The 20705-nt window shown below is 57.1% G+C and carries 13 protein-coding genes; 5 read left to right on the top strand and 8 right to left on the bottom strand.

The annotated features are described in order from the left end of the window. Positions 1 to 41: 41 nt before the first annotated feature. From baeR to OGV79_RS18260, 6 genes are read right to left on the bottom strand one after another with little or no spacing between them, the layout of a single operon-like run. Positions 42 to 764 (bottom strand): envelope stress response regulator BaeR, encoded by a 723-nt coding sequence (baeR, locus tag OGV79_RS18285; RefSeq protein WP_012131679.1) that lies wholly within the window; start codon positions 762 to 764, stop codon positions 42 to 44. Continuing rightward, complete coding sequence (gene baeS, locus OGV79_RS18280; protein ID WP_047462573.1) at positions 761 to 2164, bottom strand: envelope stress sensor histidine kinase BaeS; 1404 nt, start codon at positions 2162 to 2164, stop codon at positions 761 to 763. Before baeS ends, baeR begins: the two co-directional genes overlap by 4 nt. Then, on the bottom strand, positions 2161 to 3576 hold the full coding sequence (locus OGV79_RS18275; RefSeq protein ID WP_286468779.1) for an MFS transporter: 1416 nt from the start codon (positions 3574 to 3576) through the stop codon (positions 2161 to 2163). Before OGV79_RS18275 ends, baeS begins: the two co-directional genes overlap by 4 nt. Then, positions 3573 to 6659, bottom strand: coding sequence for a multidrug efflux RND transporter permease subunit MdtC (gene mdtC / locus OGV79_RS18270; protein WP_012131682.1), 3087 nt, complete (start codon positions 6657 to 6659; stop codon positions 3573 to 3575). The genes OGV79_RS18275 and mdtC overlap by 4 nt, the downstream gene beginning before the upstream one ends. Then, positions 6660 to 9782: a multidrug efflux RND transporter permease subunit MdtB gene (mdtB, locus tag OGV79_RS18265; RefSeq protein ID WP_114848201.1), complete on the bottom strand. Its 3123-nt coding sequence runs from the start codon at positions 9780 to 9782 to the stop codon at positions 6660 to 6662. After that, positions 9782 to 11029, bottom strand: coding sequence for an MdtA/MuxA family multidrug efflux RND transporter periplasmic adaptor subunit (locus tag OGV79_RS18260; RefSeq protein ID WP_114848200.1), 1248 nt, complete (start codon positions 11027 to 11029; stop codon positions 9782 to 9784). Before OGV79_RS18260 ends, mdtB begins: the two co-directional genes overlap by 1 nt. 280 nt (positions 11030 to 11309) lie before the next feature. Here OGV79_RS18260 and OGV79_RS18255 point away from each other — a divergent pair, with 280 nt between their 5' ends. Continuing rightward, positions 11310 to 11369: a type I toxin-antitoxin system Ibs family toxin gene (locus tag OGV79_RS18255; RefSeq protein WP_114848278.1), complete on the top strand. Its 60-nt coding sequence runs from the start codon at positions 11310 to 11312 to the stop codon at positions 11367 to 11369. Between the two features lie 99 nt (positions 11370 to 11468). Here the strand turns inward: OGV79_RS18255 and yegD are convergent, their stop codons facing one another. Then, positions 11469 to 12821 (bottom strand): molecular chaperone, encoded by a 1353-nt coding sequence (gene yegD / locus OGV79_RS18250; RefSeq protein WP_200075638.1) that lies wholly within the window; start codon positions 12819 to 12821, stop codon positions 11469 to 11471. A gap of 135 nt (positions 12822 to 12956) precedes the next feature. On the opposite strand from yegD, the gene alkA reads away from it, so the two are divergent. Continuing rightward, positions 12957 to 13826 (top strand): DNA-3-methyladenine glycosylase 2, encoded by an 870-nt coding sequence (gene alkA, locus OGV79_RS18245; RefSeq protein ID WP_104868465.1) that lies wholly within the window; start codon positions 12957 to 12959, stop codon positions 13824 to 13826. Here the strand turns inward: alkA and OGV79_RS18240 are convergent. Beyond that, positions 13794 to 17123 (bottom strand): diguanylate cyclase, encoded by a 3330-nt coding sequence (locus OGV79_RS18240; RefSeq protein WP_286468778.1) that lies wholly within the window; start codon positions 17121 to 17123, stop codon positions 13794 to 13796. The genes alkA and OGV79_RS18240 overlap by 33 nt on opposite strands. A 327-nt stretch (positions 17124 to 17450) precedes the next feature. On the opposite strand from OGV79_RS18240, the gene udk reads away from it, so the two are divergent. The 3 genes from udk (at position 17451) to asmA (ending at position 20640) form a co-directional block, all read left to right on the top strand. After that, a complete protein-coding gene (gene udk / locus OGV79_RS18235) occupies positions 17451 to 18092 on the top strand; it encodes a uridine kinase (RefSeq protein WP_024130192.1) in 642 nt (213 codons plus the stop codon). 91 nt (positions 18093 to 18183) lie between these two features. After that, a complete protein-coding gene (gene dcd / locus OGV79_RS18230; protein WP_012131692.1) occupies positions 18184 to 18765 on the top strand; it encodes a dCTP deaminase in 582 nt (193 codons plus the stop codon). Positions 18766 to 18786: 21 nt separating this feature from the next. Then, positions 18787 to 20640: an outer membrane assembly protein AsmA gene (gene asmA, locus OGV79_RS18225; RefSeq protein WP_114647336.1), complete on the top strand. Its 1854-nt coding sequence runs from the start codon at positions 18787 to 18789 to the stop codon at positions 20638 to 20640. The last annotated feature ends 65 nt before the right edge of the window (positions 20641 to 20705 follow it).

The raw sequence follows: 20705 nt of genomic DNA, 5'->3' as shown, positions 1-20705 counted from the left end.
GCCGGATCAGCGGAGCGTCATCCGGCTATTGCAGGCGTGACTTATGCAATCCGGCAGGTATCCGCTTCCCAGCGATACCCGACGCCGTATACCGCACGGATGAACGACTGTTCGGCGTCCAGCGATTCCAGCTTGCGGCGCAGGTTTTTGATGTGGCTGTCAATGGTGCGGTCCGTCACCACGCGATAATCATCGTAGAGATGATTAAGCAGCTGCTCGCGGGAGAAGACTTTCCCCGGCTCGTGAGACAGCGTTTTCAACAGGCGAAACTCTGCGGGGGTCAGGTCGAGCATCTTGCCGCGCCAGGATGCCTGAAAACGGCCTTCATCAACAATCAGCGGGCTTTGCGCGTCCAGCTGTTGTAGCTCACGCTGCGGCTTGCAGCGGCGCAAAATCGTTTTCACGCGGGCGACCACCTCACGGGGGCTGTAAGGTTTGCAGATGTAATCATCGGCGCCAATCTCCAGCCCAAGCAGGCGGTCGATCTCTTCAATCTTTGCCGTGACCATCACAATGGGTACGTCAGAAAAACGGCGAATTTCCCGGCACAGCGTCAGGCCGTCCGTACCTGGCAACATTAAGTCCAGCAGGATCAGGTCTGGCGGTGTTTGATGCACATACTGCAATACCTGATCGCCATGACTGATTAGCGTGGGGGCATAGCTTGCGGCGCGCAGATAGTCGATCAGCAGTTGTCCCAGCTTGGGTTCATCTTCCACGATTAAAATACGTGGCGTGTTTTCATCAATGGGTAACTCAGTCATACATCTCTCTGTAAATCGCGTTCCAGCGGTAACTCTACTGTAATGCTAAGCCCGCCAAAAGGCGAATGGGACGCCCGAATACGACCATTATGCGCTTGTACGATATTGTCGCAAATCGCCAGTCCCAGACCGGACCCGCCGCTGGCGCGGTTGCGGGAGCCTTCCGTGCGGTAGAAACGTTCAAACAGTTTTTGTAACTGCTCATCGCGAACGCCGGGCGCGGAATCGGCGAACGTTAACAGCAGCATGTTGTCGCGCTGCTCGGCGGAAATGTGCAGGCTGCCGCCGCTGTCGGTGTAGCGCAGACTATTTTCCAGCAGATTATTGAATAACTGCATCAGACGATCCGGATCGCCGAATACCATTACGCTGTCAGGAAGGGAAAAGTGTAACGTCAGCCCACGGCTGGCGAAGCGCTCGCGAAACGCGCCGCCTGCCACCTCCAGCAGGGGAATCAGGTCCACCGATGTTTTCTGGTACGCCAGCGCGCCTTCATCGGACATAGAAAGCTGATGCAGATCGTCAACCAGCTTGGTGAGCGTGCCGACTTCAGCCTGGAGCGAGGCCACCGATTCGGGCGTAAACTGGCGGACTCCGTCCTGGATAGCCTCCAGCTCACCGCGCAATACCGCCAGCGGCGTGCGCAGTTCGTGGGAGATATCCGCCATAAAATCGCGGCGCATTTGCTGATTTTTTTCCAGCGTGCTGGCGAGCTGGTTAAAATCCTGCGCCAGTTTACCCAGTTCATCCGCGCTGGTCGGCGTTACGCGCGTCGTGAAGTCGCCTGCGGCCAGTTTGTGCGTGCCTTCCACCAGCCGCTTAACGGGCGCCAGCAACCCGCGCGCCAGCGGAAACGTCGCCAGCGCCGCCAGCAGAGTCGACAACGCCACGATCAGCCAACTGGTACGGCGCTGTTGCTTATCAAAATTAATATCGGTATTGCGCGTCAGTCGCTCAACGGGAGAGGCAATCACCGCGCCAACCTCCACACCGTTTACGTGAATAGCCCGGCGGGTGCCGTCACGCGGGACTGGCGCTCGCGGGCCGACCAGCACATTGGCGTGTTGATCGACGACCCAAAATTGGGTTCGCCAGCCATGCGGCGGCATCCCGGGGCCGGGTTTGTTATCGTCGTTGTCATGCTCAAAAGAGCGCAGGATCTGGAAAACGAAGCGATCGTTATTGCGTAAAAAACGCCAGTTGCCGTGCAGCGAGTACTGCTCGCCCAGCGCGTCGCCGAGCATCTGCAACCGCTGTTCGTTGCCATGTTTGATGTAGTCGATAAACCCACGCTCAAAGCTGATGCGTACGGCCCAGTGCATGCTGATCAGCAAGACAATGCAGGTGGCGAAAATCGCCAGAAACAATTTGCCGGTAATACCGGGCCGCCAGAACTTCATTGCGTGCTCCTTTTGCGTCGTGAAATGACGGCGTTTTTATGCGTGTCGTTCGGCACCCGGGAGAAGATGAGTGCGGGCAGCGCGATAATCAGGGCCATGCACAGCCAGGTATACATAAACACCGTGTGGCTCGCGCCGCTGTCGGCCGCGATATGTTGTTGACCAAACATGCCCAGCAGCAGCCCGGCGATGGTCACGCCAATACTCATCGACAGCTGCATGATGATGGACAGCAAGCTGTTGCCGCTGCTGGCGAGTTCATCGGGCAGATCTTTGAGCGTTAAGGTGTTCATGGATGAAAAACGGGTGGAGTTGACCATGCCTTGCAGGAACAGCACAAAGGGCAGGGCGTAATACCAGCCAAGCATCGCAACGCTCATAAACAGCAGGCTGACCAGCGACAGACCGAGGGTGGTGGCGACCAGTACGCGACGATAGCCAAAGCGGTTTACCACCTGTACGACGATACGTTTCATTCCCATGCTGCCGAGTACCATCGGGATCATCATCAACCCGGTATGAAACGGCGAAAACCCCAGACCAATCTGCAAAAAGACCGGCGTCATGAAGGGCAGCATGCCGCTCCCGACGCGCCCGGCGAAGCTACCAGACAGGCCCAGCGAGAAGGTGTGGGTGCGAAACAGCGCCAGACTAAACAGCGCGCGCGGATTGTTTTTGGCGTGTTTCAGGTAGAGCACAATCGCCAGGATGCCGCACAACACCAGTGCGCCCAGTGAGAGAGGCGAGAGCCCCGTGCCTTTGCTGCCGTCCAGCGCCATCGTCAGTACCGCCATGCCGACGGCCAGCAGGAGGAACCCTGAAAGATCGAAGCGCCGGGTTTGCATGGTGTAGTTCGGCATCAGCATGAGCGTCGCAATCGCCCCGACAATGCCGACCGGAATGTTAATCAGGAAAATCCAGTGCCAGGAGGCGTACTCGACCAGAATGCCGCCCAGCGCCGGGCCGAGCAGCGGCCCGACCTGACCGGGCAGCGTGACGAAGGTCATTGCCGCCATATATTGTTCGCGCGGAACGATCTTCATGACCGTCAGTCTGCCGACCGGCACCATCATGGCGCCGCCCACGCCCTGTAAAACGCGCGCCAGCACCAGTTCATTCAGCGTGCTGGACCAGGCGCAAAATAGCGATCCCAACGTAAACAGCACAATGGCGGTAAAGAAGATATTACGCACGCCGACTTTATCTGCCAGCCAGCCGCTGGCAGGCAGCATTACCGCCACGGTCAGTACATAGGAAACCACGACCATGTGCATATGCAGCGGGCTTTCCCCCAGACTGAGCGCCATAGAGGGAAGCGCGGTGTTGACGATTGTGGTATCCAGCGATTGCATAAAAAAGCCGAATGCCACAATCCAGAGTTGCCAGCGTGTGCTGTCAGGAAGTTCTGTCATGGCTCTGTTATGGATTCCGGTTGGCTATTATTACGTGAAAAACGCAGCCGCAGACGGTCGAAAAAGAGATAGACCACCGGGGTGGTATAGAGCGTCAGCAACTGGCTCATCACCAGTCCGCCCACGATCGTAATCCCTAATGGTTGACGTAACTCTGAACCATCGCCCCCGGAGATAACCAGCGGCAGCGCGCCAAACAGCGCCGCCAGCGTGGTCATCATGATTGGGCGAAAACGCAGCAGGCAGGCCTGGAAAATCGCCTGTTCCGGCGTCAGGTTGCCGTTTCTCTGCGCCTCAAGCGCAAAATCGACCATCATGATGGCGTTTTTCTTCACAATGCCAATTAATAGCATGATCCCGATGAGCGCGATTAGGCTGAACGGGGCATTGAACAGCTCCAGCGCCAGTAGCGCCCCCACGCCTGCGGAGGGGAGGGTAGAGAGGATGGTCAGCGGATGAACATAACTTTCATACAATATCCCCAACACAATATAGACCGTCGCGATCGCCGCCAGGATCAGAATCACCTGCGAATTCATCGTCTCCTGGAAAACCTGTGCCGTGCCGGCGAAACTGCCGCGCACCGTTGACGGTACGCCAAGCTGTGTCATCGCCCGGTTGATGGCTTCCGTCGCTTCGGACAGCGATGTGCCCGTAGGCAGGTTAAACGCGATAGTCGAGGCGGCGGACAACCCCTGGTGATTCACTGACAGCGGTGCATTGGCGGGCTGCCATTTTGCAAAATAAGAGAGCGGAATCGCCTTCCCGTCGCTGTTAATGACGAACATCTTCTCCAGCGCGCTGATGTCCTGGGTATAGCGTGAGTCAACCTCCATCACAACCTTATACTGGTTCATCGGCTGATAGATGGTGGAAATTTGCCGTTGACCGAAGGCATTATTCAGCAGACTGTTGGCGGCCTGCACGTCGATCCCCAGCCTGGACATGGTTTCGCGGTCGTAAATCAGGTTCATCTCCGCGCCGTTATCTTGCTGATCGGAGTTAACGTCCGCCAGTTGGGGGAGCGCCGCCAGCGCCTTACGGATTTTCGGCTCCCATTCCCGCAGCGCGCTTAAATCATCAGACAGCAGGGCATACTGGTAGCTGGCGTTAGCCTGCCGCCCGCCGACGCGGATATCCTGCACCGCCATCAGAAACAGGTTTGCGCCCGGCTCTTTTGCCAGCGCGACCCGCAGCCGGTCGATAACCTGCTGCGCCGTTTCATGGCGCTCGCCGCGTGATTTCAGCGTAATAAACATCATCCCGCTGTTGACCCGCGAACCGCCGGTGAACCCGGTCACGTTGTCGACCGCCGGATCGTCGCGAATAATCTTCATAAAGTCCTGAAGTTTGCCGCGCATCGCCTGAAACGAAATACTCTGGTCAGCCTGAATGCCGCCCATCAGTACGCCCGTATCCTGTTCGGGGAAGAAGGTTTTGGGGATGGAAATATAGAGCCAGATATTCAGCGCAATGGTGCCCAACAAGACGACGCCCACCAGCCGCGTATGGTTTAGCACCCATTTCAACGATGTGCCGTACCCCTGTTGCAGGCCAGTCAGCAGACGGCCAAAGCCGCGGCTTCGCGTCTGCTCGCGAGGCTTGCTGGACTTCAGCATCCAGCCGCACATCATGGGGGTTAGCGTGAGCGAGACGAGCAGCGAGATGCCGATCGCCACCGAAAGGGTGACGGCAAACTCGCGTAATAATCTTCCGGGCAATCCCCCCATCAGCAAGAGCGGCAGGAATACCGCCACCAGGGAGAGGCTCATGGAGAGCACCGTAAAGCCAACTTCACGCGTTCCCTGAAGCGCCGCCTGCAAGGGCTTCATGCCGGCTTCAAGATGGCGGGAGATATTTTCCAGCACCACAATGGCGTCATCGACGACAAAACCGGTGGCGATAGTCAGCGCCATCAGCGACAGGTTGTTCAGGCTAAAACCGCACAGGTACATTGCGGCGAAGGTGCCAATCAGCGACACGGGAACCGCAACGGCAGGAATCAACGTTGCGCGCCCGGAGCGCAGGAATAAAAAGACCACCAGAATGACCAGCGCGACGGAAATAACCAGCGTCTGCTCCACTTCCTCCAGCGAGGCGCGAATCGTCGGGGAACGATCCTGAGCGATTTGCAGGTCAATTGAGGCGGGAATCAGCGTTTGTAATTCCGGGAGCTTCTCGCGAATGCTGTCTACCGTCTGGATGATATTGGCTTCCGGCAGCTTGCGAATCATCAGCAAAATCGCCGGTTTGGCGTTGGTCATCCCGGCGTTACGCACATCCTGTACCGAGTCAGTTACCGTGGCGACATCGCCCAGACGCACGGCGGCGCCGTTGTTGTAGTGGATAATCAACGGCTGGTATTCCGTCGCCGTTTTCAGTTCATCATTTGTCTGAACCTGCCAGCGATGAGTCTTGTCGTCGATCGCGCCCTGCGGCTTACGCACGTTGGCATTGCTGATGGCGCTGCGCACGTCATCCAGCGATACGCCCTGATTAAACAACGCCTGCGGGTTAAGCCCCACGCGCACGGCGGGCAGCGAACTGCCGCCGACATCCACATCGCCGACGCCGTCAATCTGCGCGATTGTCTGCGCCAGCTGCGTTGAGGCGAAGTCATACAGCTCTCCCTGCGACCAGGTGTCCGATGTGAGCGTCAGAATCATAATCGGCGCGTCGGACGGGTTGGCTTTACGGTAGGTCGGGCGGCTGGGCATCCCGCTGGGCAGCAGACTCTGTGCGGCATTAATTGCCGCCTGCACGTCACGCGCCGCGCCGTTGATATCGCGGTCAAAGTTAAACTGAAGAATAATTCGCGTGCTGCCCAGCGAGCTGCTGGAGGTCATCTCACTGACCCCCGCGATGCGTCCGAGCGAACGCTCCAGCGGCGTGGCGACCGACGACGCCATGGTTTCCGGCGAAGCGCCCGGAAGCGATGCGCTCACCATAATGACCGGAAAATCCACCTGCGGCAGCGGGGCGACCGGCAATAACCGGAAACCCAGCACGCCGCAGAGCGTAATGGCGATGGAGATTAAAATGGTCGCCACCGGGCGGTAAATGAAAAGGGCGAAAAATTTCATTTACGCCTCCTCTTCCTGGCGGGGGAAGCGGCTTTTCACATACAGCGACAGGCGGTCAAACAGCAGATAGATGACGGGCGTGGTGAACAGGGTTAAGACCTGGCTGACCAGCAGGCCGCCTACCATGCCAATCCCTAACGGGCGGCGTAATTCCGCGCCTGTGCCGGTACTTAACATCAATGGCAGCGCGCCTAACAGTGCCGCCAGCGTGGTCATCAGAATCGGGCGAAAACGCAGCAAACAGGCCTGGAAAATCGCATCACGCGGTGCCATTCCCTGCTCGCGCTCGGCGGCCAGGGCGAAGTCGATCATCATGATGGCGTTCTTCTTCACAATACCGATCAACAAAATGATCCCGATGATGGCAATCACGTCCAGTTCACTACCGGCAATCATGAGCGCCAGCAGCGCCCCGACGCCCGCCGTCGGCAGGGTGGAGAGGATCGTGATTGGGTGGATAAAGCTTTCGTACAGCACGCCAAGCACGATATACATCGCCACCACTGCCGCCACGATCAGCCAGACGGTGCTGCCGAGCGCGGCCTGGAAGGCCAGCGTGCTGCCCTGAAACTGGGTGGTGATATCGACTGGCAGGTTGACCGTTTTCTCCGTGTCCAGAATGGCCTGTACCGCATCGCCGAGCGAATAATTATCCGGCACGTTAAACGAGAAGGTCGTTACCGGGAACTGATCCAGGTGATTAATGGAAAGCGGCGCGAAACGCTGCTCGATTTTGGCGATGGCGCTAAGCGGCACAATCCCGCCGTCGCTGCTGGTCAGACGGATGGTGTCCATTGCCGCCAGCCCCGGCGTGGTGTCGGTGTTATGTTCCAGCACGACGCGATATTGATTCGCCTGGGTGTAGATGGTCGAAATCAGGCGCTGGCCAAAGGCGTTATACAGGGCGTTATCGACATCCGCCATGCTGATGCCAAGACGGCTGGCGCTGTCGCGGTCAACGTTCACATACGCCACCAGACCTTTGTCCTGCCAGTCGCTGCTGACGTCAGAAAGCTGCGGAAGCTGCTGGAGTTTTTCCATCAGCTGCGGCACCCAGGTGCTGAGCGCATCCAGTGAGGTGGCCTGTAGCGTAAACTGGTACTGCGTGCGGCTCACCTGAGTATCAATGGTGAGATCCTGCGTTGGCTGGAGGTAGAGATCGACACCGGGCACTTTCGCCACGGCGTGTTGCAGGCGGGCGATGACTTTCTGCACCCGATCGTCACGTTCATTCAGCGGTTTAAGGTTAATTTGCAGACGCGCGCTGTTCAGCGCCGGGTTGGTGCCATCAACGCCGACAAAGGCGGTCAGGCTTTCTACCGCCGGGTCTTTTAAAATCACATCAGACACCTGGCGCTGGCGCAGGGCCATACTGGCGAACGAGCTGGATTGTGGAGCCTGCAATGTGCCCTGAATAATGCCGTTATCCTGCACCGGGAAGAACCCTTTCGGGATAAAGACCCACAGCATGATGCTGAGAAGCAGGGTGCCGAGCGCCACGCTCAGCGTCAGCCACGGATGGTTGAGCACTTTTGCCAGCCACTGACCGTATTTCTCAATGACGCGATCAAACATTTTTTCCGCCGCGCGGGAGAAGCGGTTTTGCTTGCGCAGCGACGCCTGACTGAGCATCCGGGCGCACATCATGGGCGTCAGGGTCAGCGACACGACGGCGGAGATCAGGATCGCTACCGCCAGCGTGACCGCAAATTCGCGGAACAAACGCCCGACGATATCGCCCATGAATAACAGCGGGATCAGTACCGCAATCAGCGAGAAGGTTAATGAAATAATGGTAAAGCCGATTTCGCCAGCGCCTTTGAGCGCCGCCGCCAGCGGTTTTTCCCCTTTCTCGATGTAACGCGAAATGTTCTCAATCACCACAATCGCGTCGTCCACGACGAAGCCGGTGGCGATGGTCAGCGCCATTAGCGTCAGGTTATTGATCGAGAAATCGAGAAAGACCATTACCGCAAAAGTGCCGATCAGCGATAACGGCACGGCGACGCCCGGAATGATTGTGGCGGGGACATTACGCAGGAACAGGTAGATGATCATCACCACCAGCGCAATCGCCAGCATCAGTTCGAACTGGGTGTCGGTAACGGAAGCGCGAATGTTGGTGGTGCGATCCGACAGCACGGTGACATTGACCGATTTTGGCAGGCTTTCCGTAAGCTGCGGCAGCATCTGACGAATGCTGTCCGCCGTGGAGATAATGTTGGCGCCGGGCTGGCGCTGCACATTCATCACAATGGCCTGTTCTTTATTGGCCCACGCGCCGAGCCAGCTGTTTTCCGCGCCTTGTTCGACCGTTGCCACATCGCCCAGACGTACCGGCGCGCCGTTCTGCCAGGCGATGATTAACTGGCGATACTCATCGACGGACTGCATCTGATCGTTAGCAGAGAGCGTGACCGCGCGAGTTGGGCCATCAAGACTCCCTTTCGCCGAGTTGACGTTAGCGCTGGTGATGGCGGCGCGAACCGTTTCGCTGGTAAGCCCCAGCGCGGCTATCGCCTGCGCATTCAGCTTCACACGCACGGCCGGGCGTTGGCCGCCGGACAGCGTGACCAGCCCTACGCCGGAAACCTGGGAAATTTTCTGCGCCACCCGGGTTTCCACCATATCTTCCACCTGCGTCATGGGCATGGCGGTTGAGGTGACGGCCAGCGTCATGATCGGTGGATCTGCCGGGTTAACTTTGCTGTATACTGGCGGGTTAGGCAGATCGCTCGGCAGCAGGTTTGTGGCCGCGTTAATGGCGGCCTGTACTTCCTGCTCGGCGACATCCAGCGGCAGAGTCAGCTGGAACTGCAACGTTACAACCGATGCGCCGCCGGAACTTTGTGACGACATCTGTTTCAGGCCGGACATTTGCCCGAACTGGCGTTCAAGCGGCGCGGTGACGGCGGAGGTCATCACATCCGGGCTGGCGCCGGGGTAGAGCGTTACCACCTGAATGGTGGGGTAGTCCACCTCCGGCAATGCGGCGACGGGCAGGAAGCGGTAACCGATAATCCCGGCGAGTAAAATCGCCACCATCAGCAGCGTGGTCGCGACAGGGCGCATAATAAACAGGCGCGACGGGCCGCCTGTGCTGCTCGGAGGTAACACCTGCATCAGGAGCGTACTCCTTTCTTACCGTATTCCCGATTTGTGGCTTTATCTTCTTTCGCCGCAGGCGCTTGCGCTTCCACCACTTCGACTTTCGCCCCATCCGTCAGACGATCGATCCCGTCCGTCACGACGCGATCGCCTGCCGACAGCCCGGCGCTGATTACCACGTTCTGACTGTCCTGAATACCCGGTTTAACCAGATGCTTGCTGACTTTGTTCTCATCATTTAGCACCCAGACAAAGTGGCCTTCGTTACCCATTTGCACGGCTGCTGTCGGTATCACCACCGCGTTTTGCTGCGTGTCGACCAGCATGCGGGCGTTAACAAACTGGTTAGGGAACAGCGCGTCATCCTGGTTGTTAAAACGGGCTTTGATTTTGATGGTGCCGGTCGTGGCGTCGATTTGGTTGTCCAGGCTGAGCAGTACGCCGTCGCTTAATTTCTGTGAGTTAGTGCGATCCCAGGCTTCAACGGTCAATGTTTTGCCCGTTTTTTGCGCCTGTACGACGGTGGCGATATCACTTTCCGGCAAGGTAAAAATCAGATCGATTGGGTGCGTCTGGGTGATAACGACAATGCCTGTGGTATCGCCGCTGGAAATTTGATTACCGACATCCACCTGTTTTAACCCCACGCGACCCTCTACCGGTGCGGTGATGCGGCTCCAGTCAAGCTGCAACTGCGCGCTGGCGACGCTGGCTTCATCGGCCTTAATGGTGCCTTCTGTTTCGCTGACCAGCGCCTGTTGCGCGTCCAGCTCCTGGCGGGAGACAAGATTGGTTTTCACCAACTGTTGATAGCGCGCTAAATCGCGACGGGCATTCGCCAGCGTGGCTTTGTCTTTCACGAGCTGCCCCTGCGCTTGCGCTAAGGCGACTTTAAACTGGCTGGGATCGATTTCCGCCAGCAGATCGCCCGCTTTGACCTGTTGTCCTTCCTGGAAGTGCAGCGCCATCAGTTGACCATCCACGCGGCTGCGTACCGTGACGGTATTGGCGGCAGCGATCGTGCCCAGCCCGGTCAGATAGCGTGGTACGGCTTGTTCCGTTGCGGTCGCCGCCTGAACCGGCGCCAGCGGGCCGGAACGCATGCCGCGACGTCCTGCGCCAGCCTGACGTTGCGCATGTTCGTTAGCGCCCGGCGCATTCCCCTGGGTTTCGCTGCGACTATGCCAGAACCCGTACACGGCAATGGCCGCCACAACGACCACGATTGCTATCACCCAGCGGGATTTTTTACTGCCTTTCATCGTTATAAGTTTCTCATCCTGAAACGTTTCGCGGAATGATACTAGTTTAGTCATCCATAACGGGAGAAAAATGGAGGAATTATGAAACACTGTCTGGATTCGTCTGAATGACGTCGGCCTTTGCGAGGCGTTACGCAACAATCACCCATGAAAAACACGGATATTTACTCTTACGTTAGAGTGGCGGCACGGCAAAAAAAGGAGGTAAGCCACAGCTTTCAGCAGGACGCTGGAACGGGAAAGCCCCTCCCGAGGAAGGGGCCAAAATAAGGAAAGGGTTATGATGAAGTGCGTCATCATACTGGTGATACTCTTAGTGATTAGCTTTCAGACTGACTAAGACACCAGGGGGAGGGGAAACCCTCCCTAACCCTCACTCCTGAAAATAAGCCACAGCAAAAATAATGTCAATCTGCAAGCCGCTCAGCTTGCGAGGCGGTTAACGAAATACGACGTCCGCCCATCGCGCAAGACCGGCGGTGACGGAACCGAAGTCATCGCCGCCAGCAATCGGAATGCCCGGCAACTGCTCCGCCAGCGCGTTTTTGATCAGCGGTGAGCGCGCGCTGCCGCCGGTCAGATAGATGACATCCGGTTTTTCCTGCGCATTGTCCAGCGCCAGCTGTACCTGCTCCAGAATACGCGCCAGCGGCTGGCTCAGCGCGGCTTCCAGCCCCTGCTGACTGACAGACGTCGCCAGCTCATCGCTGATAAACGGCAGCGTGGTGAGGATATCGGGCTGCCCGGACAGGGCGATTTTGCTCTCCTCCGCGCTGCGTACCAGACGATAGCTGAGGCGCTGACGCCAGACTTTAAGCAGCAGCGCGACTTTATCCGCATCGCGGGCGTCCCGAACCAGCTCGTTGAGCAGGCGACCGTTGGCGCTGCTGTAGAAATCGCTCTGTGCGGGAACATCATTGATCGCGACAGCGTTCCACCACGGCAGAACCGGCAATGCGATGCCTTTTTCGGTTTCGCCGCCCATGCCCAGCAACGGCATCAGGTGTTTAAACGCCAGCGCGATGTCCAGGTCGTTACCGCCCACGCGACAGCCGCTGTGCCCGAGCAGGCTGGAGGCGCGGTCAGCGCGCTGATGCCACTGCGGCCCCATCAGCAGCAATGAACAGTCGGTCGTCCCGCCGCCAATATCCACCACCAGTACGCGCTTCTCTTCCTGCAACGTGGCTTCATAATCCAGACCCGCCGCAACCGGTTCAAACTGGAAGACGACATCCTGAAAACCGGCGCGTTTTGCCGCGCGCTCCAGAATGCCTTGCGCCTGGCGGTTGGCCTCATCGCCACCCAGCCCCTGAAAGTTAATTGGTCGACCGATCACCGCCTGCGTGATGCTTTCCGGCAACTGCGTTTGCGCCATATGACGGATGTGCAACATCATCGCGCAAACCAGATCCTCAAACAGCGCAACCTGCTGCGGTTTTAGGCCGTTAGCGCCGAGGAAGGATTTTGGCGATTTAACGAAGTAAACCTCTTCCGGGTCGTCAATGTAGTGGCTCAGCGAAGCCAGCCCGAACTGCACGCTGCCTGCGCCGACCTCAATATCTTCTTCACGGTTGTAGCGCATTGCGCGCCGCAACAGCGCCTGCGTTTCGTCATCCGTCGCCGGAACCGCGTGATGGCGGTACAGCCACTCGCTGACGGCTTCACGCGTCGGGGCGCAAAGCATTGAGGGCAACAGCGTGCTGTTATTTTCCATTTTTAGCAGCTGCGGTTGCTCGTCGCGCATGACGGCAACGGAACAGTTTGCCGTGCCGTAGTCAAAACCAATAAACACCTTAATAATCCCCATGCCAGTGAAGAAGGGGCGTGACTTTAACGAAATGTTGTAATCCCGACAACTGGAATATGAAAGCAAGGCGCGGCGTTTGAATAGCGTTTATGCTGAAGGAGAATAAAAACAGGAGTCGCAATGTATATCCTAAGCTGGCAGCCGCCTTATGACTGGTCCTGGATGTTGGGTTTTCTCGCCGCGCGTGCGGTGAGCGGCGTCGAAACGGTTGAACCCGCGCGTTATGTTCGCAGTCTGGCGACGGGAGAACATCGGGGACTGATCGCCGTTGTACCGGAGCACCAGACGCATACGCTGCGCGTAACCCTGAGCGCGGGCTTGTTGCCCGTCGCCGAAGAATGTCTGGCAAAAATTGAACGCCTGTTCGATCTGCGCTGTAACCCCGATCAGATTGCCGACGCGCTCGGCAGTCTGGGGGCTGCGCGACCGGGATTGCGCCTGCCCGGCTCGGTGGATGCCTTCGAACAGGGCGTAAGGGCGATACTCGGGCAACTGGTCAGCGTGGCGATGGCGGCAAAGCTGACGGCGAAAGTCGCCCGTCGTTATGGCGATGTGCTTGCTGATGCGCCGGAGTATGTCTGTTTCCCCACGCCGCAAACGCTGGCGGCGGCGGACCCATTCGCGCTTAAAGCATTGGGGATGCCGCTTAAACGCGCGGAAGCGCTGATCCATCTGGCGCGTGCGACGCTGGATGGAACGTTAGAGACGTCCGCGCCGCCGGATATTGCGCTGGGGGTGAAAAACCTGCAAACCTTTCCTGGGATTGGGCGCTGGACGGCCAACTACTTCGCGCTGCGCGGCTGGCAGGCGAAAGATATCTTTTTGCCGGATGATTATCTGATTAAACAGCGGTTTTCGGGAATGACGCCCGCGCAAATCCGCCGTTATGCGGAGCGCTGGAAACCCTGGCGCTCCTACGCGTTGCTGCATATCTGGTATACGGATGGCTGGCAGCCGTCAGTTGATGGCGAAATAACTGGTGTTCAGTAACAGATCCAGCGGCTGGGCATCGGCAATGACGTCGCCGTAAATCAGATCGATGCCAATACCGGAAAGCGCATCCATGATCAGCGGCATTTGTACCGGGCCGGCAATGGTTCTGACGCCCAGCCGCTGCGCATGGCTCTGAATAATCGATACCAGCATTTCATCCATTAAATTACCGTGAAGGCTGGCGCAGAGTTCGCTATCAAGCAACAGGTAGTCAGCCATGTGGGCGCTTAAGCAATCGAAAAGCGCCAGGTCACGGTTGACCTGGCTGAGAACAATGCGACAGCCCGCCTGACGCAGTATCTGTATCGCGGGTATGGCCTTATCGGACTCTTGCATCAGGACATTTGCCGGGATAACCAGATGCAATAAGCGCGGCGGAAGTGGGCTGCGCTCCAGCTGTTCGAGCAGCTCATCAATGAATGTTGCGCGACTGAGTCCGGCGGCGGAAAGCGGCAGGGCGATGCTCACCCCCTTACTGGCGACGGTGGATGCCGCGTGCTGGAAAAATGTCTGAAACACGCGACGATCGAGAGCGTGGCTGAGTTCGGGATCGGTTAGCCCTGCGCGGAATGCCTGCTCCTCCATGATTTCGCCGTCGCTGGCCCACAGCCGCAGCGAGATCAGCCAAAAACCGCACGTTTCAGGGATGCGCGGCGACGCGACCCCGCGGGCGATCATCAATAGAGGGTTATCTTTGATTATGCGCCATTGTTCATCCTGAGACGTAACTTCCCGCTCGCTGTGCGCCTGTTCCTGCTGCGCTTCGAACACGGTGACACGTCCCCGACCGTTGTTTTTAGAGGCATAGCAGGCGATATCCGCTTGGGACATCACGTCTGCCGCCCGGCGATTGGCGTTATTGATTAGCGTGATCCCGGCGCTGGCGCCAATGGGGTGTTCACGGTCTTCCCACGTAAAGCGGTATTCATTAATCGCGTTGACGATCCGCGTAGAAATAAAGCGCGCGCTGTCGATATTGCAATCCGGCAGCAGGAGGCCAAATTCGTCCCCGCCCAGGCGGGCCAGCATATCGCTGGAACGCAGCATACTGAGCATTAAGGCGGCCAGTTCGCGAAGCAGCGCATCGCCTGCTGCATGCCCGGCGCTGTCGTTAACGGCTTTAAAGCGGTCTAAATCAATAAAGACCAGCGCATGATGCTGGCGCGTATCGCGTACCGTAAGCAGGATTTCTTTAAGATGGCCTTCAAAACTGACCCGGTTAGCCAGGTGGGTGAGGGCGTCATGAGAGGCGCTGTAGCTGAGCTGGCGCAGCATTTTCCGCGATTCCGTGACGTCCTGAATGACCAGTACGGAGCCGATATTCCCGCCGTCCAGCGTACTGAGCGGCGTAATGCTGTAATGAATGTCGTAGCGACCGCCGTTGCGACAGTGAAGCACCACATCCTGCTCAATGGCGGAACGCGACATATCCGCGCTATAGATATTTTCCATCAGCGGGCCGTTATCGCCAAAAGTGATGCGCAATACCGTCAGCAGCGGGATGCCGATCGCATGCTCCTGCTGCCAGCCGCTCATCTTTTCGGCGACAGGGTTCATAAAGGTTACGTTCATATCGACGTCAATACAGACAACCGCTTCCCCGATGGAGTCCAGCGTAATGTGCAGGCGCTCTTTTTCCTGAAACAGCGCCTCGTTAAGCTGCTTGACTTCGGTCATGTCCATGTTGATGCCAAGCAGGCGTTCCACGTCGCCGTCTTTATCCAGCACCCGGTTCGCCAGGGCGCGGATATGCCGGATGCCATCTTTTACGCCAATCCTGAATTCGAGCTTAAAGGGGAGACGCGCCGCCAGAGACTCGCGGATGATCTTTTCCGTCGGCGCGCGGTCTTCCGGCAACAGGCAGTCGTGCCAGAGTTGCCAGGTGGGTTTGATATGCGGCGGAACCTCATACAGCTCAAACATGCGCTTATCCCAGCTGATCACGTCAGGCCGCAGTTCCCATTCCCAGATGCCGATACCGCCCGCTTCGTTCGCCAGCGTAATCCGCTCCATCAGGCGCTTGTTTACCCGTTCGGTATGTTTCAGGTCGTTGATATCTTCAATTTGCGCAATGAAATAGAGCGGGGTGTTGTCGCTATGGCGAACCAGTGAAACGGCCAGTAATGCCCAGACCACATCGCCGTCTCGGGTGTAATAGCGTTTCTCCATGGAATAGCTGTTGATATCGCCGCGCACCAGCATATTCAGCTGTTCAAGGTCGTTATGCAGATCCTCAGGCCAGGTAAGCTGTTGAAAGGTGAGGGCGCGCAGTTCATCCTGGCTGTAGCCAAGAAACTGACACAATGCCTTGTTGGCCTGTAGCCATTGGCCTTCGGTGCCCACTAACGCCATGCCGATCGCGGAATATTCCATCGCGTTACGAAAGCGTAATTCGCTTTCCGTGATATTTTTTTGTTCCGCCCGAAACGCATACATCACCATTGTCATGATGTTGACGGGCAGCAGGATCATTAAAAGCGGCAGCCAGGGAACGTTCATCATGGCGTATGTTTTGGGCGTTGACAGCAGCGCCGGGTCGGATGCCAGCATCAGCGACGTCATCATGACGGTGGCGAGGAAGATCAGAAACGCTTCCATACGCGGCAGACGTATCGCGCTCCACATCAGCAGAACGATAATGCAGGTGAAAGGCCACGGGACGTACAGCATAGAGAGCCAGCTTAGCCCCAGCGTTATTGTCAGCGTAAGCAGCGTTTCAAGCAGTAAGCGGGGATCGCGATGGCGAAGCAGGTAGCGCGGTTTAAACAGCAAGCCTAATGGCACCAGCGCCAGCGCGCCGATAGACTCGGACAGAATCCAAATCAAAAATGTTTTTACTGGCGTCCCTTCGGGCATCAGCAGCCAGAGCAGCGCGCCTCCCAGTAGCGGTGGAATCACCGCGCTGCCCGTCGCCAGGCGGAGCCAGTCATTCAGATTTTGTAAGGGGTTATACCAGGGCAGTAGCTTACGTAACAGGATTGCGCCGACCACCGCTTCAATAATATTGATCGCCGTCCAGCCAAAATTCAGCGAACCGGCAGGAGAAAAAACGAGTGACGCGCTTATGCTGCCGAGGGAACAGACCAGTGCGATCCCCGGCCACATCCGTCCTGCGTGGCGATAAAAACCGACCATCATGATTGACGTCGGGAACCACAGCGGCGCCAGCGGCGTATCGAAACGCGACAGTTCCAGCGAGAAGAGTGTAAAGATAAAGGTGAGCAAACCTAAACTGACGAGACGCAGTAGAGGGTGAGGCAAGGTAACTAAAACATGTTGGGTTTGTTTACTCATTACCACGTTATCCGAATAGCCCTTGCCGTCGCGGAGGGCCCGGACGCGTCAGTTTTCATTCAGGATCATGCTAGTACAAACAATTTACGATTTATACGTCAGCGGCTCATAATTTGACATCTCCGGGGGATTAATTCCGGCATAAACGAATAAATCCGGCAGCTGCTTTAAAAATAAGCATTTTAATTTGCGACAAGGAGAGATGGACGGCAATTTAGCGTTCTGTTATCTCGACTGGTATCGTGCCGCTGAAATCCCTATAATTGCCGCGTTTGACGCTTCGGCGTCGCCCTCCCTAACATCCAGGTTAATCAGGTCGCTAAATTTATGACTGTTCAGTCTCATCAGTGCGTCATTATCGGTATTGCTGGCGCATCGGCTTCCGGCAAGAGTCTTATTGCCAGTACCCTTTATCGCGAATTGCGTGAACAAGTGGGTGATGAACATATCGGCGTTATTCCCGAAGACAGCTATTACAAAGATCAAAGCCATCTGTCGATGGAAGAGCGTGTAAAAACCAACTACGACCATCCTAATGCGATGGATCACAGTTTGCTGTTCCAGCATCTGCAAGCGCTCAAGCGCGGTTCGGCGATTGAATTGCCCGTATACAGCTATGTTGAACATACCCGCATGCAGGAAACCGTTCGCGTCGAGCCCAAAAAAGTCATTATTCTCGAAGGGATTTTGCTGCTGACGGACGCGCGTTTGCGTGAAGAGATGAACTTCTCTATTTTTGTCGATACCCCGCTGGATATCTGCCTGATGCGCCGTATTAAGCGCGACGTCAACGAGCGTGGGCGTTCAATGGATTCGGTGATGGCGCAGTACCAGAAAACCGTACGCCCGATGTTCCTGCAATTTATTGAACCTTCCAAGCAATACGCCGATATTATCGTACCGCGCGGCGGTAAGAACCGCATTGCGATTGATATTCTGAAAGCGAAAATCAGTCAGTTCTTTGAATAAGCCCAGCGAATTGTGTACCGTTCAGTGATAACCTGGTTCGCCCTTGACGCGTTGAACGTTAAGGGCCTGATGCACGAAAGGAGAAAGTGCCATGCGTTTGTGTGACCGAGATATTGAAGCCTGGCTGGATGAAGGCCGCTTGTCGATCAACCCGCGTCCTCCTGTTGAGCGTATTAATGGCGCGACGGTGGATGTGCGCCTTGGCAATAAATTTCGTACATTTCGTGGCCACACGGCTGCGTTTATTGATTTAAGCGGCCCGAAGGATGAGGTCAGCGCTGCGCTGGATCGCGTGATGAGCGATGAAATCGTGCTGGATGAAGGCGACGCGTTTTATCTTCATCCGGGCGAGCTGGCGCTGGCCGTGACCTTTGAGTCCGTCACGCTGCCGCCGGATCTCGTGGGGTGGCTGGATGGCCGTTCCTCGCTGGCGCGTCTTGGGCTGATGGTGCACGTTACCGCGCACCGTATCGATCCCGGCTGGTCCGGTTGCATCGTTCTGGAGTTCTACAACTCCGGGAAATTACCGCTGGCCCTGCGTCCGGGAATGCTGATTGGCGCCCTGAGCTTTGAGCCGCTCTCCGGCCCTGCCGCACGCCCTTATAACCGTCGTCAGGATGCGAAATACCGCGATCAGCAAGGCGCTGTTGCCAGCCGGATTGACAAAGACTGAGTCTGCTCCACTGAGGATAGCATGAGACGATTTCTGACGACGCTGATGATTCTCCTGGTCGTGCTGGTGGCCGGTTTCTCGGCGTTGGTGATGTTGGTGAATCCGAATGATTTCCGCGCGTATATGGTGCAGCAGGTCGCTGCGCGTAGCGGATATCAACTGCAACTGGATGGCCCTCTGCGCTGGCACGTATGGCCTCAACTCAGCATCCTCTCTGGACGGATGGCGCTGACGGCGGAAGGCGCCAGCGAACCCCTGGTTCGGGCCGACAATATGCGCCTGGACGTTGCGCTGTGGCCGCTTCTTAGTCATCAGTTGAAGGTTGAACAGGTGATGCTCAAAGGCGCGGTCATCCAGTTGACGCCGCAGACGGAAGCGGCGCGCCGGGAAGACGCGCCTGTTGCGCCAAAAGACAATACGCTGCCGGATGTCCCGGAAGACCGTGGCTGGTCTTTTGATATCAGCAGTTTACGCGTTGCTGACAGCGTGCTGGTGTTCCAGCATGAAGACGACGAGCAAATTACGGTTCGCGATATTCGCCTGCAAATGGAGCAGGATGAACAGCATCGCGGGACGTTTGATTTTTCCGGGCGGGTGAACCGCGATCAGCGCGATCTCTCGCTCTCCTTCAACGGAACGGTCGATGCGTCTGACTATCCGCACAACCTAACGGCCGGTATCGAGCAGCTCAACTGGCAGTTGCAGGGGGCCGATTTACCGAAACAGGGTATTCAGGGCCAGGGGCAATTACAGGCGCAGTGGCAGGAAGGGCAAAAAAGGCTCTCTTTCAGTCAGCTCAGTTTAACCGCCAACGACAGCACCCTGACCGGACAGGCTCAGGTGACGCTGAGCGATGAGCCGGAATGGGCGATCGATCTGCAATTTGGCAAGCTGAATCTGGATAACCTTCTTCCGCGAAATGACGTGGCAAGCACATCCAAAAACGTGGCGCAAACGGGGCAGCAGTCGACGCGGCCGCGGCCGGTTATCGCGTCCCGCGTTGATGAACCCGCTTATCAGGGGCTAAAAGGGTTTTCTGCGGCCCTCTCTCTGCGGGCGGATAACGCGCAGTGGCGTGGCATGGCGTTTACCGACGTGTCGGCGAAAATGACGAATCAGGCCGGTTTGCTGAATATCGTCGAGTTGCAGGGGAAACTCGATGGCGGTGAGATTTCTCTGCCCGGTACGCTGGACGCGAGAGCGGCAAATCCGCGCGCCGTGTTCCAGCCGCGCCTTGAGGATGTGGAAATCGGTACGATTCTGAACGCGTTTGACTATCCCATCGCGCTGACCGGCAAAATGTCGCTGGCGGGTGATTTTTCAGGCGCGGATATTGACGCCCAGGCGTTTCGTCACAGCTGGCAAGGGCAGGCGCATGTTGAAATGCGCGACACACGTATGGAAGGGATGAACTTCCAGCAACTGGTGCAGCAGGCGGTAACGCGTAGCGGTGGCGATGTGCAGCAATCGCAGCAGAATTTTGATAACGCGACCCGTCTGGATCGCTTTGTCACCGACCTGGCGCTGGATAACGGTAAGCTCACGCTGGGCAGCATGGAAGGGCAGTCTGCAATACTGGCGGTTTCCGGTAATGGCGCGTTGAATCTTGTTGAGCAGACCTGCGACACGCAGTTTAACGTGCGCGTGCTGGGCGGCTGGACAGGTGAAAGCAAGCTGATTGATTTCCTGAAAGAGACGCCGGTTCCGTTGCGCGTATACGGTAAGTGGCAGGCGCTGAATTACAATCTCCAGGTTGACCAGATTCTGCGTAAGCATTTGCAGGATGAAGCAAAACGTCGTCTGAGCGACTGGGCGGATCGTAATAAAGAGACTCGCAACGGTAAAGACGTGAAGAAGCTGCTGGATAAGCTGTAAGCGAATCTGAATGCCGGCTGTGAAAACAGACAGCATGTGTAGGCCGGGTAAGGCGTCAGCCGCCA

Source organism: Citrobacter sp. CK185, assembly GCF_030333565.1.
Lineage (GTDB): Bacteria > Pseudomonadota > Gammaproteobacteria > Enterobacterales > Enterobacteriaceae > Citrobacter_B > Citrobacter_B koseri.
Note: the sequence above shows the minus strand (reverse complement) of the source record. Positions and strands in the feature narration are given on the sequence as shown.

Bases quoted from the DNA above. Each gene is read 5' to 3' on its own strand.
- OGV79_RS18260 (WP_114848200.1), bottom strand. From the start codon at position 11,029: ATGAAAGGCAGTAAAAAATCCCGCTGGGTGATAGCAATCGTGGTCGTT.
- OGV79_RS18240 (WP_286468778.1), bottom strand. From the start codon at position 17,123: ATGAGTAAACAAACCCAACATGTTTTAGTTACCTTGCCTCACCCTCTA.
- asmA (WP_114647336.1), top strand. From the start codon at position 18,787: ATGAGACGATTTCTGACGACGCTGATGATTCTCCTGGTCGTGCTGGTG.
- OGV79_RS18275 (WP_286468779.1), bottom strand. From the start codon at position 3,576: ATGACAGAACTTCCTGACAGCACACGCTGGCAACTCTGGATTGTGGCA.
- dcd (WP_012131692.1), top strand. From the start codon at position 18,184: ATGCGTTTGTGTGACCGAGATATTGAAGCCTGGCTGGATGAAGGCCGC.
- mdtB (WP_114848201.1), bottom strand. From the start codon at position 9,782: ATGCAGGTGTTACCTCCGAGCAGCACAGGCGGCCCGTCGCGCCTGTTT.
- alkA (WP_104868465.1), top strand. From the start codon at position 12,957: ATGTATATCCTAAGCTGGCAGCCGCCTTATGACTGGTCCTGGATGTTG.
- udk (WP_024130192.1), top strand. From the start codon at position 17,451: ATGACTGTTCAGTCTCATCAGTGCGTCATTATCGGTATTGCTGGCGCA.
- baeR (WP_012131679.1), bottom strand. From the start codon at position 764: ATGACTGAGTTACCCATTGATGAAAACACGCCACGTATTTTAATCGTG.
- mdtC (WP_012131682.1), bottom strand. From the start codon at position 6,659: ATGAAATTTTTCGCCCTTTTCATTTACCGCCCGGTGGCGACCATTTTA.
- baeS (WP_047462573.1), bottom strand. From the start codon at position 2,164: ATGAAGTTCTGGCGGCCCGGTATTACCGGCAAATTGTTTCTGGCGATT.